The organism is Streptomyces sp. NPDC048392, from assembly GCF_043200575.1.
GTDB lineage: Bacteria > Actinomycetota > Actinomycetes > Streptomycetales > Streptomycetaceae > Streptomyces.
The window spans coordinates 1-13,683 of sequence record NZ_JBICYB010000073.1 but is presented as its reverse complement, the minus strand read 5'-3'; the positions used below and the strand labels follow the sequence as shown (position 1 = coordinate 13,683).

Genomic DNA, 13,683 nt, shown 5'->3' with positions numbered 1-13,683 from the left:
GAGGCCCTGCCTTCATGCGCGTACGACCGCAAGATCACCCGACCAGGAACTCCGTTCGACTTGCACGTTCCAAGATCGGTTGAGATACGGCTTCTGAAACGTGCCGCCGCTCACCGCGCCACAGGCTTCCGGTTGTGCTCCTCCAACCACACCGTGCGCAGCACGGGGAACGACGACACTTCACCCAAGGCCGACACCCGGTACGTACGGCCGACGGCTTGCTCGTCACGGGCCTCAACGACCAGCACGGTGTCGTTCTCCCACACCTCCGGAGCCTCAAGAGGCAGCAGCAGTCGGTACCCGGCGCGCACCTCCTGGACGTACGCGCCGTCCTGCCCTGACCCCTTGCTGCGGATCCGCTCCTGGTGCGCGTACAGACCGGCCTTGTCCTCGTACACGACCACCGGTGGGGCCGGCACAAGGTCACCCGTTCCTGGGTTGAGGATGTCCTCGCCGCTGCCCCGGCTGACCTGCACCTTGTCCGGCATTAGATGGCGCTCCGCGAAGCGGACGAGCCCGGACTGATCAAGCACCCGCAGCCCATTCCCTCAGCTGCGCCAGCGTCCCGCGGGTCAGCTCCCCTGGACGCCCGTCCAGATCGTCTCGGTCGAGAACGGCCTCGTCGAGCTTCTGCCAGTCCACCGCATCAAGGAAGCCGATCACCACATGCCGAACATCCGCCGGCTCCACGACTACCTCGGCCAGGCCGTTGAACTCCACACCCTTCCAGCCCTGTTGTACGTACAGGGTGACCTCGGGGTCCTCGTCGACGGTCTGCGTGATCCGGTACGCCTCTACAGCCGAGGCGACATCGTGACCGTCGATCTCGATGACCGCGGACTCCTCGGGGCGGGCAGCAATCCGAACGCGGCGGGGCTCTAGGCACGTGCTCATGAAGCCGACCCTAGGTGCGCGAAGCGCAGCCACTCTCCGGAGATGCGGGAGGCCTGTGCGGGTCACAGTGGCACGAACGTGGGCGGGCCTACGCTACCTGCGCCTCACCGAGCGGGCCGGGACTCGAATCCGCGTCCCGCGGCCGAAACAGGCTGAGGAGGCGCGGCTCGTCCTTTTCACGAACCTCCTCCATGAGGGTGCGCAACTCCTGGACCAGGTGCTGACAGCCCTCGTCCGTGAGGACGATGGAGGCGTCCTCCAGCAGAATCGACGCATCCATCAGCATCGCGAAGAAGCGACCGTGCTTCCTCCGACTGAGGCGAACCCCAGGACCCTCGAAGACGTTCGCGAAGACCAGGCCGCGCACGATGGCATCGGAATCCGAGTACATCGGGTCAGCGTTGAGCATCCCGCTGGCGCAGCTGAGCTCCCTCGAACTTGGCTTCCAGCGCCCCTTGTTCAACTTCTTGCGCAGTGTGGCGATGGTGTCTTCGATCGCGCTGATTGCCTCGTCCATGACAGGAAACTCTAGAGTCCGATTGCTGCCTATGCAGCGGAAACGAGCATGTCGGGCTATCGGATCACGACACGCTTCAGCCAGCCGCCCACACGGTGACCGGGGGAAGCTCCGCGCCCCAGAGCGTCTCCTTGCCTGCCGTAGCGTGAAGCACGTCCTATTCAATGCAAGCTGGCTGCTGCTTGGACCATGCTCTGCCCCCGCCCCCTGTGAGGCGGGGGCAGAGCATGCTGGCTTCTCCAGACCGGGCCTGTGTCTGTCAGGTGTCCGTTCGGGCAGAGCTTTCCGGATCACCCACGCGCGGCGGAGCCACATTAGGAACATATAGGTCGGGCAGAGCCGGAGCCGTACGCGGCGGGGTGAGGAGCGCGTGCTCGTAGCGTGCGTCCATGATCTGGTGCAGGCGTCGCGAACGGCGGGTCTTGGCCGTTGCTATACGACTTGCACGGGCGCGGGTCCAAAAGGAGCGACCGATCTCGCCGGCGAAGATTTCATCGGCGGCAGCGGCCACCCACTCGTCGGAGAGGTCCCCGACCTCGTACTCCATCGACCAGTGCGAGACCGCGAGATTCACGTACATGTGCTGACGGCGCAGCAGCACCGTACGCGTCGAATCGGGGCCACCCCAGCAGTCCAGGTACTCGGGATTGTCCATGGCCATCTTGGTCAAGTCGATGTGCATGGTCCTCGAGCCCTGCAGCCGTGTCGCTTTCGCTTCACGGGCCTGAAGCACCAAGGACACCGCCACGCCAACCACCGCCAGTGCGGACAACAGCGCGGACACCGCCCCGTACGCCTGGGCGATCTCGCTGATGTCCTGCCACTCCTTGTCCTTTCCGGGGTCGAAGGCCCGCAGAGCGAACGGTGACAAGACCACAAGGCTCAGAGCACCGACGATCGCAAGAACTGACAGGGCCAAAAGCGCAGCCCGGGACCGGTACCAGGGCCGCTTCACGCCCGGGCGCTGGTTCACCGCGGGCGGGCGCGGGTCGCCGGTCACCTCACATCTCCCGCACAGCGGGCCCGCAGCACCGGCTCCGTCTGCCGAGTGTGGAAGGCGGCAAGATCCTCCCCGGAGGAATAGAGGGTCTCAAAGTCGGTCCTGCACGCCTCGATCAGGAGTGGATCCGTGTGCCGATATGCGCCAGCCAGAGCACCGTCTGCCTTGTACTTCAACTCAAAGAGCGAGTACGTCCCGAGAATGACAAGTTCGGAAAACCAGCGGGGGGGGGGTGCTTGAATGCCGGGTCGGCCCTGGCCGACCACGACACGAATCTGCTCCCCGAGATCAACACGCTGCCGCAGCACGGCCATCTCCCACACCACGTAGTCCGAAGGAGGAATCTCGACATACCGGACGCGGCGGAGGTGGAGGCCGCGCCGCTCAGCAGCCGTGAACTGCTCGGACATCTTCGGCCGTTCCTGCGCCAACAAGTCGAGAGAATCCGCCCATGCCCCGCGGTCGAAGGCATCCCACGAGGAGAATCCAGGCTCCCTAAAATGCTGCCCGCACTCCACCTTGTCCACCATCGTCACGCGGTCCTGGGCGTAGTCCTCCCGGAATGCCGCCAGGTACTCCGCGACCGGAAGAAGCGGGCCGCGTTCAGCAGTAGGCAGGCCCACCAGGCTATGAATACCGACGGAGTCGACCTCGGCCTCGGGGACTCGGTCTGCGTCGTCCGAGTCACGCATCGGGAATGTCCGGCTTGGCTGCAACGATCAGGCTCCGCGGAATGATCACCAGTCGCTCATCAGGGCCGATCGACGCCCCTTCAGGGAGGCGCTCCACGAGCTCCGGCGAGGCATCCCGGCCGATCACCGCCACGTCACCATTGGTCAGCTCCCATATGTCCGGGCACGTCTCGGTGGAACTCGTGAGCCCCAACTCCGCCGGCGACTTACCCAGCCGACGAGCAAATCCGGCGCTCAGATCCGCTTCCCACGGTCGCCCCACAACCAACCCCCGATTCGTAGCGACACGCCTACAGCAAGTGAAGATCGAAGTGAGGCTAACAACCGGCCCACTCACCTGCAATGGGCTCTCACACCACCCCCCACTCGGACGACCAACATCACCACAGATGTCACGCTCTGCCACCCGCGAAGTCCAGCCAACTCTGTAAGGACACCGAGGCCAAGGTCGACAAGCACCCCGGCAGCCCACCGAGTCCCGCTCTTCGGGTCCAGCCGCCGAGCACGCCGCACGGCCACGGGGCGGGGCCCGGTCGGGCATCGCACCGAACGGACCCGCCGACCGCCCCGAGCTCGTGAACGGGTGCTAGATCCGCGAGTTGCGCAGCGACTGCCACACGGCTCCGGCCAGCGCCCGCGTCGATCCAGGGACCGACAGGCGCTCGTGTTCGCGATACAACGCCCAGTTGTAAGGGATGAGCGAGAACTTGTTGGACGACAGCGACCCTGCCCGGTGAGCCCGGTACACCGCCAGCGGCTCGGCCAGTCCCCGGGCGTCGAAGCCATCCCGCAAGATGCTCAACCACAGCGCGTAGTCCTGACGCTTCGGCATCTCCGGCATGAGCCGTGTGCCGAGCACCGTGCGGTCGTACATGGCCGTCAGAGCGCCGATGTAGTCCCGGCGCAACATCGCGGAGTAGTCCACACGCGCCCGCGCCTGCACCACCCGCCCATTGGGCACGAAGCCGGCCGCCTCACCGGCGTAGTCGGCGTCCATCTTGTAGTAGGACGTGTACGTCAGCGGAGCATCGGCCGCCTTCGCGAAGTTGAGCTGCCGCTCCAGCTTCGCGGGCAGCCACAGGTCATCGGAATCGAGAAAGGCCACGTAGCTCCCCCTGGCCCGCTCCATGGCGAGGTTGCGGGCACGGCCTGCGCCGCCCTGCTCGGGCGCCGCCTTCACCAGGACACGTTCATCTCGGCGGGCGAAGGCCCGCAGCAGATCCATCGAGTCGTCCGAGGACGCGTCGTCGGTGATCAGCAGTTCGAGATCGGTGTGGGTCTGCGCCAGGACCGACCGAACTGCGGGCCCGAGCGTGGCTGCCGAGTTGTGTACCGGCATCACCACAGAAACCAGGGACACAGCCGCTCCCTACCCAGGTTGGAGTCGTCATGGATGTTGTCGTCGCCGGTCAAGGCTACGGGGGACTGGCGCTCGCCGTATGCGCCGCCGAGGTGGGCCATCGCGTCGTCGGCTACGACGTGGGCACAGGCATGACCATCGCGTTCAACCTGCTCGTACGCCGAGTACTTGATCCTCTCTACCGGCGTCTCGGTAGCGGACAGAGTTGCCTATAACCCCTTGTGCCCGTTGTCGCGTATCGACACCAAGCACTCGGGTCCCGTACGAGGTCCGCGTTGTCTAGCTGGGGCCACGGCACGTCGTCCGTCTGGAGTGCCTAGGAATCCGGTTGACCGCTCCAATCCCGTCCGGACGCTAATGGTCGGGCGCGCCATAGAGCATGGGCGGAGGCGGCGGGGCTGGCCACCGGGTGAGCTCAGGTTCGGACAGATCGATACGGAAGGTTCGCCACGCCTCGGTGATGTCCAGACACAGCGGAGGTGGAGGCAGCTCCTCCATGTACCTCTCCCGGTCGGACAAGACGGTGGCATTTTGCGTCCACCAGCGCGCCCATCCCAGCAGTGCCGACGGATACAGCAACAATGGGCCGGCCTTCGTGCTGGCCGCCGTCATGGTGACGACATACCCCTTGGAGTCACAGGGCTTGGTCGCCCCGGGGGCCATGTAGTGAGAGAACCGTGTCCGCAGCCCCACCAGACAACTAGCCCTTCCCTCCAGCCGCCTCGTGATCACTCCGATCGCCGACGCATGGGGGAACCGGTGCATCGTCTCGTCGAGCACTAGTAGCGGCGGCTGGTCCTTGGCCGCGGTGACGATGACGTTCGCTCGGCCCACGTCGTTCTCCTCGGACTCGGGCGAACGTCCGTGGACGGCGTCCCGCTCAACCCCGTACCGCGGGTGCATCTTCTCCCGGTGCTCGGCCCACACCGGCGGGTCGATCGCCATCAAATGCAGGTCCAGGGTCTCCGGCTCCGGGGCTATGTCATCCGGCATGTCGGCGATGTACCGGGTGAGGTAGATCTGCAGAACGCCGTCCGCTCCCATGACTGGATGCGTATCGACTCGCGCGGCGGGCACCATGGCCCCCGGAAACAACGCAACCACCTGACGCTCCCCTCTCTGCGCTTGGCGCCTACCTCATGCAGATGGTGCGGTCTACGGTGCGAACCCGTAGCCATCGTCCGCCTCCGGTGAGCATCAGGGTGCGGCGGACATTCCCTGGCAACGGCACCTCGCGGTGCGCTAACCCCGAGTACGGCTGGGGCTCTGGACGGCACGGGGCTGGCTGCCCGTCAGCTGTGGCGGCCGTGGACCTTGACACGGCGCGTGATCTCCTGCCACAGGCCGTTCTTGTTCCACTCGGCGTACCAGCCGGCCACCGTGATGTGTGAGACGGAACCGAGGCCAAGGTCGTCCCACGCGGCTCCGGTGCCCAGTTTCCACACGATGGCCTCGATGACCGCGCGGTGATCACTGGAAGTCCATGCTGCACCGCCGCGTTCGGGCAGCACTTCCTTGACCCGCTCCCATGAGGTATCGGTGAGACGGAAGTACCCGCGGGTGCGTGCGCTGCACAGCGAGGCTCGCTCGTCGGCCCATAGCGGGTCGATCGCGGCAAGGCGCTGTTCGGCGGCCGTGTCGAGTTTGCCGGTGCGCTTCTTCTTGCGCTGCTGGTAGAGCCAGGATGCCAATGGCCCTGAGGGCAAGCGGATATGGCCGTGCGTGGCCTGGAATTTCGCGAGTTCGACACAGCGGGCATCCCAGCGTTCCTGGTCGGGATTCCAGGGGAAGCCGATCTTGTCGAGGAGGGCGGCCTTGTCGGGGTCGAGGGTTCCCTTGCGTCGGCCGGTGCGTTGGGTACGGACCCACAGGTTCACGTTGACGCCGTCGATACTGACGAGGTCCGCCGGTGTGACCCAGTGCCCCTCTTCGGCGTGGAACGCGGCGAGCTCTTCGTAGGTGTTGTGCCACAGCACGTCGCGCCGGTCGCGGAAGTCGATGCCGATCTCGGCGAGCAGCCGCAGCTGCCAGGGGGCGAGCCGGTCATTGCGGAACTGGGCGCGCTGGCCGTCGAGCCACCGTGATTCGGACGAGTCGGCGCGCAGGCGGAGCACCGTGCCGCGCCTCTCGAAGAGCTGTTTGAGCTCGTCATAGCGGCGCATCCAGCGGTCCTGTGCGGCATCCCACGGAAACCCAATGGCATCCAGCAGCTCGATCCGCTGCTCCGGCACCTTGCCCTGGCGACGCCGACTGCGCTGCGCAGTGCACCAGTTGACCAGCACCACGCCGCGGGAGGTCTTGACGGTCTCATCGAAGACGAAGTGCCCCTGTTCCGCGGCGCGCTCCTTGACCTCCTCATAGGTGGTCAGCCAGGACTCCTCCAGCTGCGCCCAGACCATGCCGAGCTCTTCGAGGAGTTCGGCCCGCTCCTCAGACAGGTCGCCGGAGTTGTAGCCGACGCGCTGGCGGCGCCACCAGTCGCCCAGCCGCAATCCGTCTGCGGTCACCCACGTCAACGGGATATCAACATCCCCATGGACGGCCCGATAGGCGCGGGCCGCTCCGAAGTACTCCTCCCAGGTCGGGGTGGTGGCACGGACGGCCTGGATCAGAATGGAACGGGCGAAGGCGTCGGGGACCTCGATACCGGCCACGGTCAGCCAGGCCGGCAGCTTGTGTTCGCGGGTGACAACCTCGAACGGACGGCCCTCGCCGACCTCCCGGCGGCGCAGTCGCAGTTCGTCATCCAGTCGGTCGTCGTGGTCACGCAGCGCCCGAAGCACCTGCCAGACCGGCTCCCACTCACTGCCCTCCAACGCGGCCTCCGGGCTCTCCCCAGCAGCCAGTAGGAGGGGCACGACGATGGTGGCGACCTTGTCATTGCGGCCCCCGGTGCGCAGCGCCCGCCCCACGGCCTGAATGGTGTCGATGGCCGAGCGCCTCGGCCGGGAAAACACGACCGAGTCGACCGCCGGGACGTCGACACCTTCGTTGAGGACGCGGGCGTTGCTGACCACGGCGAGCTCGTCGCCAGCCTCAGCCAGCCGGTCAAGGACCCGACGGCGCAGGTGCGGTGGCTGCGCCCCGGAGACGTGCCCCGCCCACACCTCCATCGGTTCGGGCATGAGCGACGCGGTTGCGGGCAGCGTCGAGGCCCAGGTGCGGGCATCAGCCACACGATGGTGATAGCTGATCGCCCGGCGCACCCCGTACTCGGACATGGTCCGCAAGACCGCGATCTGCCCGGCCATCGTCGTCGGTTGCAGCGACGTGCCGCCCAGGCGCAAGGCGAGGCTCTCGTCTGCGGCGAGTTTGTGGACCTCTTCATCGGTGACCACGGGAACGATCACCCGGTAGTCCGCCAGCAGCCCCATGTTGATGGCCCGCGAGAACGGCAGTCGGAAGCAGGTGTCGCCGTAGATTTCCTGGTCGTCCATCGACACCACCGCATCACCGCTGGTGGTCGCCACCCTGGGGGTCGCAGTCATATACAGGCGGCGCTCTGCGGGGATCTGCCCGTCATGGTGGATGATCTTCCAGGGGCCAGAGGCCTTGCCCGTGGTGCGGTGAGCTTCGTCCACCACCGCCAGGTCCCACGCGGCCATCTCGTGCAGCTTGTGCGCAGCCGCGACGACCGGCAGCGAGGCGTAGGTGGACAGCACCGTGATCCGGCTTCGGCCGGCAACCGAGGAGGCCAGTACCTCGGCGGTCGTGGTCACCACCACGTCCGGCTCGCCCTCCAGTAGCTGCAGATCGGCGATGCTCGGATCGCTGCACACGGCAACCGCCCCGCCCAGATCACGGCCGTGTACGGCCCGATACGCCTCCAGCGTCTGGACTAGCAGCTCGATCGTCGGCACCACGACGAGCACGCGGCTCCCCGAAGGAAGGCGACTCGCCACCGCGCCACCGATCCGGGTCTTGCCGGTACCGCAGGCCGCGGTCAGACTCGTCCGCCCGCCCCGGCCGATCGCCGACGCCACTGCTTCCACGGCCTCGACCTGATGCGGCCACAACCTGCCCGTCACGCGCAACCCCCGCTCGTGCGATTCGACCCGAAACCACTACGCAGTGCATGTCCGTACAAGAGCCTACGGCCGCGCCCTCGTCACGATCCACACGATCCCCGCTCGCGGAAACCAGCGTGATTCCGAGAGCGCGTGGTCCCCTGTCTGCCTGTGCACAACGGCGGCCCTGACGGATACTGACAATCCGTGTCGTTCTCCGTCCCTCCAGGCGAAGGGGACTGAGGCCGAGCAACTATGACCCAAGACAGATGAGAGAGGGGGCCAGCGGGCACGTGCCAGGTCGCTGGACTGGATCTGCGGCCAGAAGGCCACGTCTCACCTGCTTGCGCTCCAGGTTGGGGGCGGGGCTAGGGTCCGACCATGACCGTGCACCCACTGGCTGACCACGCCGCCGCACTGCGGACCAAGTCGATTGATTTCGTCCGCTCCCCATTGGCCGTCGAGCTGTGGTCCATGCTGCTCTCCGAAGGCCAGGCGTTCACGATGCCAGCCCAGTGGGGTGCCCTGCCCAGGCAGCAGCAGGCACAGCAACTCCTCAAGTCCGAGGACCGCCGGATCGCCGGCGGAACCACCTTCGCCGTCGACGCGACGGTCGTGGACGCAGTCAAAGCGGCTGGGCAGGATCGCCAGATGCAACTGCCGTTCACCGAGGACCTGTTGCCCGCGCCAGCCGGACTGCTTGTCTCCGAGGCCCCTATGGGCGAGGTGGCCAACGGCTGGCCAATGTCGGTCGTCACCTGGGGCCCGCCCATGGACGGCTTCGCCCCCGGCGTGCACCTTGCCTGGTGGTCCATTCCGCCGATCGAATTGTCGAACCCGGACCGCCAACTTCCGATCTATCCGGACTTTGACCTGCACTTGCCACTACCTCCGATCATGGACAGCCGTTTGTGGGAGAGCAACGTACCGTTCGGGTATCGGTACTCCCAGATTCTGTTGCGCACAGTCGTAGCTACTTGGTACGCCCTGTCCACCGAGGCGGTGAAGGTGGTCGAGCAGCGGCCTGAGCCAGCCCTCGGGCGCGCACTGGCCGCACAGAAGGCGAAGCGACGCGGCGTCCGGGTTGCCACCGCCGCCACTGTCGCCACGGTGCTGGAATCAATCACCGCGACCGCCGAGGAACGCTCCGCCCAACTGCGAGCCGAACACGGCGGTGCAGTGACTGGTGGCTTCGACTCCGTAGCCCCCACGCCACGAGCGGCCTCGCACGGCGTCTTCGCGTCGGCACAGGATGGAGAACTGCAGCCAGAGCTCCGCAAGATCGCCCACCTGTACCGTACGGCGGCTGAGCACTGGCATCGCCTGGAGACAGAGGTCGACCAGGTGTATCCGGGGATCTTCCAGCATCTGGAGGAGCTGCGTGTAAGGGAGCACGGCGAATGGCCGACATGGTGCTGGATGCCGAGCTTCCGGCTCACTGCACTACTCATGCATGCGTACGAGGCGTCTCTAGAGCAAGCCATGTGGGACGCCCCGCGTATCGCAGCGGTGGGTGCCTGGCTCAGCGGCGGCCGTCAAGCTCTCCTGCCCGCTGACGACTTGGAACCGCAACTCCCCGCCGATCGCGCTCCGTTCGGCCTCGGGGGGCGCATGCCAGTCCCAGGACTGGGTCTGATCATGCCCAGCAGCGACGGTGCCCTTCTCTGTCTCGCCTATATCGACCACGACGAACGCACGCCCATGGGTGAGCTCATCCTCGTATCCAATGAGGGGAAGCACGGCAACGGATTCCGCGACCTGGCCAAGCACACGCTGTTTCTCGCCGACACCACTTTGACCGAGGCGGTCAAGGCCACGCAGCTCTACTACGACCAGGCCGCGCTGAAGAACGGCGAGAAACCCCGTCCGGCCGACGACACGCTGTACACCCAGTACGCGGAGTGGTTCGGCTTCTTCACCGGGCTGCTCGAAGCCACATGCTCTTCCGAAACTGTCATGGTGGATACGGGCGGGATGACAGGCCGCAAACCTGCACTCTCGTGGCCGCCTGAGCCGGGACTGCTGGCGGAGACGCAGCTCTGGTTGGTGAACAACCCATAACTCTGCGGGTGACGCTTGCCGGCCCGGTTATCGGTCGAACAAGCGGGCCTGATCCCTGTGCTGCGGGCAGAAGACGACGAGCGTGAAATCGACCGACATGCGTTTCCAGACCCATCCCTCGGGCAGGTGGGCCCGCAGCGTGGTCTCGGTGACTGGCCCGATGGGAACGGTGACCTTGAGCGGGCAAAGAGATTCCACACCGTTGTGATGGGGGCATGCAATCTGTTGGTGCGACTTGACGTCTCGTGATGGTTGAGCCTGCCGTCGAGTAGAAGAGTGCGGTGCCAACACGGTCCACACCGCATGCTTGACCGTGCTGGAAACGGCACCGGCGATGCCGGACAAGCTCGTGGGAGTCATCGCTGCAGCCTCCCGGATATTCAGGCTCCGCGCCACACTCCGCCCGGAATTGACTGACATGACCGTGGTTCCCCTTTCCCTCCAGGAGGGGGAAAAGGGGAACCACAAGCGAGTTCGCAGGGTCAGCGCATCCGCGGATTCAGTGCCACCAGCCGCGCCTTGAACGTCGGATCGGGCTGGTTCGCCTCGACCTTGCCCGTGGCCGGGTCCAAGTACCCCCAGTCGCCCTTCCGTCCTTCGCCACAGACCATCAGCGTCAGGGTTCGCGCGGGTTCGTGGATCTTGGTGACCTCGTGGTACTCATCCAGGGGCAGATGGTTACGCCCGCCGGCTTCATGGGTCTGCGTCTCCGTGTGGACTTGACCGTCCACCAGCTTGTACCGCTGCTCGGTGTAGCCGCCCATGAGGACAAAAGCGTCGAACTGCCAGGGGTGGTTGTGCGGAGCCGGGGTTTCACCGGCGCGCAGATCCGGGGACATCCAAAGGTTGATCTTTATGGTGCGCTCTGCTTCGCGGCTCATCACGAGCTCTGCCTTGTACCCGGCCCCGTCCGGGTCCGGGACCAGGAGCCAACTGGCCTCGTTGGTAAATGCCTCCCAGGTGAGCTTCTGATCCGGCGCGTGCTCGGCGAGACCTTGCACGGCGCGCTCGTACATCTCCTCGTCCACGATCAGACCGGGGACAATCTCAACTCGTTCCACTTCGTCTCCTTCGCGGTGTCTGTTCACAACTGTGCTGGTGCTCCGAGCAGCAAGGATCAGGGGATCAGCGGATGGTGGCGGTAGGGGTCTGGAGTGGGATGTCCGCCACGCTGGTCCACGACATTCGCCACATTTCCCCTCCGCCGTCGTGCTGGTGGAGGTGCCAGACGACATCGAGGACGTGCACCCGTGAGACCGTCCACGCGGCGTGCCGGGGTGTGATGGCCCGCAGGGCGCTCTGCAATGGATCGCTGTCCGCGGCGTCATAGGAGTACCCGAGGGACGCGTGCGGACGGCCCGGTTCGTACAAGACTGCGGACGGGCCGCGGGCATCCAGCAGCGACTTGTTCACCAGGGCCTGGAGGTCGTCCAACTCGTCGTTGGGGAAGACGTCGAGGACGGCGCCAGCCCTGTTGGCGATAGGCGGGCCGCACATAACGCGGAACGTCGGCGCGTCGGCCAGGTGCTGCCGGAGGGTAGACACGAAGGCGTCAGTCTCTTCCTGGCCTATCTGGTCCGCCGGCACCGAGGTGTCCATCGCGATCGTGATGTGCAGCAGGTCGTCACTCTGCGGGTCGATCGGGTACGGGGCCATCGCCCCACGACATAGTTCGGCCAACGCCAGCAGTTGATGGTCAACGCTGCTCTCTGGAAGTGCGTATACGTGCCTGACCGGCATTCCGCTTTGCCACTGACGGGACTGGAACGAGGGAGCCCACTTCTTCACGATTCTCCTTCTCTTTTGTCAGGGGATAGCCGACGGCTAGCGGCACTGGGCGATCATGTGCATGCGGGTCGAGCTGTTGAAACCGAGACGGGCTCCTGCTGCAGTGACCTCCGGTTGCCGTGCCAACAGCGTTTCTGTATCGCTGGCTTCGGGCATCACCCACACCCAAGAGGGGTCGATATTGTGGCGCTGCGCGAAACGGGCTACCTCATCGATGTGACCCGCGTTCTCCACGACGAACTTGAATATGGCCCGCCCTGCTGCGGCATGTTTGGTGAACGTGGCGATTACCGCGGGCTTGATGCGTTTGGTGACAGGGTCAGCGCCGCCCATCGCTGCGAGTTTCGGAGAGACGCTGTAGTGCTTGATGAACAGGTCATTGTCCGGAGCGGGAGAAAGGGTGCCGTTTGTCTCTACGTGAATCTCGATCTTCCGCAAGCTCAAGAGCTTCAGCATGGTGGTGAACGCCGGAGTCCTCTGCCATATCAGAGGCTCGCCACCGGAGATGACGACCATCCGCAGGTTGTCGGGCAGCAGGCCCACGGCCTCCTCGATGGGCGTTTCCGGGCAAGTCTTAGCCAGGTCGTGTCGACTGGTGTCCCAGGTCTGGTGGGTATCGCACGGTGGGCACTTCAGATTGCAGAGGCCGAGACGGATGAAGCCGCACGCCCGGCCTGCGTACGGGCCTTCCCCTTGCACCACGCCGTCCCAAAACACCTCGTTGACGGGCAGTGTCGTCTTATGGGTCTCTTTGCCGAGCGGGAAAATTGGAAAACTGCGACTGGTCATGAGTCCCGCCCCTCGGGCCGGACAGGAGTGCTCTCGTCGGTGACGCCACAAACCTCGCGGAGTTCAAGAGTGAAACGGTGCTCGTCGCCGAGGGCATCCATCGCCACGGGCAGCACCTTCCTCGCCAAGAGCACTGCCTCGTGCTGTTTGCCCGAGGTGGCCAGGATGCGGGCGAGGTCGCAGCAGATCGCGATGGTGTGCGGATGGCGGCCGCCCAGCCGAACTATGCGCCCGCGGAACACGTCCGCGGCGCACTCTTCCGCACCTTCCAGATCGCCGGAGCGCAGCAGACAGTTGGCGAGCAAGTTCCCGGCCGACAGCGTGATCCGATGATCAGGGCCGAGCGTGCGCTGCATGTCTGCGTGCACATCCGCGGCCAGAGCGGTCGCCTCGGCGAGGCGCTCCTGCCGTGACCAGGCCCAGGCCAGGGTGAGGCGGGCCTTGAGTACCGGCTCATGCTGCCCGGAGCCCTTCGCGGTGCCTAGTGTCTCGTGATTCCGTTTATGTCACTTTGAGTTGTTCCTGACGAGCTTCTTCATGTTGGTCTGGACGAGGCGGACCTTCGCAAGGACCTC

The 13,683-nt window shown here is 65.6% G+C and carries 15 protein-coding genes and 1 pseudogene; 1 reads left to right on the top strand and 15 read right to left on the bottom strand.

The window, feature by feature from the left end:
• Positions 1 to 110: 110 nt before the first annotated feature.
• The 9 genes from ACGFYH_RS36665 to ACGFYH_RS36625 form a co-directional block, all read right to left on the bottom strand.
• Positions 111 to 533, bottom strand: coding sequence for a DUF6093 family protein (locus ACGFYH_RS36665; RefSeq protein ID WP_393807500.1), 423 nt, complete (start codon positions 531 to 533; stop codon positions 111 to 113).
• Positions 526 to 894 carry a hypothetical protein gene (locus tag ACGFYH_RS36660; protein WP_393807499.1) on the bottom strand — a complete coding sequence of 123 codons (369 nt, stop codon included), beginning with the start codon at positions 892 to 894 and terminating at the stop codon, positions 526 to 528. Before ACGFYH_RS36660 ends, ACGFYH_RS36665 begins: the two co-directional genes overlap by 8 nt.
• Positions 895 to 982: 88 nt before the next feature.
• On the bottom strand, positions 983 to 1,411 hold the full coding sequence (locus tag ACGFYH_RS36655) for a hypothetical protein (RefSeq protein WP_393807498.1): 429 nt from the start codon (positions 1,409 to 1,411) through the stop codon (positions 983 to 985).
• Between the two features lie 259 nt (positions 1,412 to 1,670).
• The gene (locus ACGFYH_RS36650) at positions 1,671 to 2,411 is read right to left on the bottom strand and encodes a DUF6082 family protein (RefSeq protein WP_393807497.1); all 741 of its coding nucleotides are present in this window, start codon (positions 2,409 to 2,411) and stop codon (positions 1,671 to 1,673) included.
• Complete coding sequence (locus tag ACGFYH_RS36645; RefSeq protein WP_393807496.1) at positions 2,408 to 3,103, bottom strand: DUF6879 family protein; 696 nt, start codon at positions 3,101 to 3,103, stop codon at positions 2,408 to 2,410. Before ACGFYH_RS36645 ends, ACGFYH_RS36650 begins: the two co-directional genes overlap by 4 nt.
• Positions 3,096 to 3,365 carry a hypothetical protein gene (locus ACGFYH_RS36640; RefSeq protein ID WP_393807502.1) on the bottom strand — a complete coding sequence of 90 codons (270 nt, stop codon included), beginning with the start codon at positions 3,363 to 3,365 and terminating at the stop codon, positions 3,096 to 3,098. The genes ACGFYH_RS36645 and ACGFYH_RS36640 overlap by 8 nt, the downstream gene beginning before the upstream one ends.
• Before the next feature lie 324 nt (positions 3,366 to 3,689).
• Positions 3,690 to 4,463, bottom strand: coding sequence for a glycosyltransferase family 2 protein (locus ACGFYH_RS36635; RefSeq protein ID WP_393807495.1), 774 nt, complete (start codon positions 4,461 to 4,463; stop codon positions 3,690 to 3,692).
• A gap of 354 nt (positions 4,464 to 4,817) precedes the next feature.
• Entirely contained in the window at positions 4,818 to 5,507 is a 690-nt protein-coding gene (locus tag ACGFYH_RS36630) for a hypothetical protein (protein WP_393807494.1), read from the bottom strand.
• Between the two features lie 248 nt (positions 5,508 to 5,755).
• On the bottom strand, positions 5,756 to 8,491 hold the full coding sequence (locus ACGFYH_RS36625) for a Helicase associated domain protein (protein ID WP_393807493.1): 2,736 nt from the start codon (positions 8,489 to 8,491) through the stop codon (positions 5,756 to 5,758).
• Positions 8,492 to 8,851: 360 nt separating this feature from the next.
• On the opposite strand from ACGFYH_RS36625, the gene ACGFYH_RS36620 reads away from it, so the two are divergent.
• A complete protein-coding gene (locus tag ACGFYH_RS36620; protein ID WP_393807492.1) occupies positions 8,852 to 10,531 on the top strand; it encodes a hypothetical protein in 1,680 nt (559 codons plus the stop codon).
• A gap of 27 nt (positions 10,532 to 10,558) precedes the next feature.
• Here the strand turns inward: ACGFYH_RS36620 and ACGFYH_RS36615 are convergent, their stop codons facing one another.
• The 6 genes and pseudogenes from ACGFYH_RS36615 to ACGFYH_RS36590 all read right to left on the bottom strand — a co-directional run.
• Positions 10,559 to 10,951: a hypothetical protein gene (locus tag ACGFYH_RS36615; protein WP_393807491.1), complete on the bottom strand. Its 393-nt coding sequence runs from the start codon at positions 10,949 to 10,951 to the stop codon at positions 10,559 to 10,561.
• Between the two features lie 62 nt (positions 10,952 to 11,013).
• On the bottom strand, positions 11,014 to 11,592 hold the full coding sequence (locus ACGFYH_RS36610; protein WP_393807490.1) for a hypothetical protein: 579 nt from the start codon (positions 11,590 to 11,592) through the stop codon (positions 11,014 to 11,016).
• A gap of 64 nt (positions 11,593 to 11,656) precedes the next feature.
• On the bottom strand, positions 11,657 to 12,187 hold the full coding sequence (locus ACGFYH_RS36605) for a 2'-5' RNA ligase family protein (protein ID WP_393807489.1): 531 nt from the start codon (positions 12,185 to 12,187) through the stop codon (positions 11,657 to 11,659).
• A gap of 168 nt (positions 12,188 to 12,355) precedes the next feature.
• On the bottom strand, positions 12,356 to 13,108 hold the full coding sequence (locus ACGFYH_RS36600; protein WP_393807488.1) for a 7-carboxy-7-deazaguanine synthase QueE: 753 nt from the start codon (positions 13,106 to 13,108) through the stop codon (positions 12,356 to 12,358).
• Positions 13,105 to 13,464, bottom strand: a complete 360-nt coding sequence (locus ACGFYH_RS36595) for a tetratricopeptide repeat protein (protein WP_393807501.1) — start codon at positions 13,462 to 13,464, stop codon at positions 13,105 to 13,107. The genes ACGFYH_RS36600 and ACGFYH_RS36595 overlap by 4 nt, the downstream gene beginning before the upstream one ends.
• Positions 13,450 to 13,542: pseudogene (locus ACGFYH_RS36590) on the bottom strand (hypothetical protein); the annotation flags it as partial. The gene ACGFYH_RS36595 and the pseudogene ACGFYH_RS36590, both read right to left, overlap by 15 nt.
• Between the last annotated feature and the right edge of the window lie 141 nt (positions 13,543 to 13,683).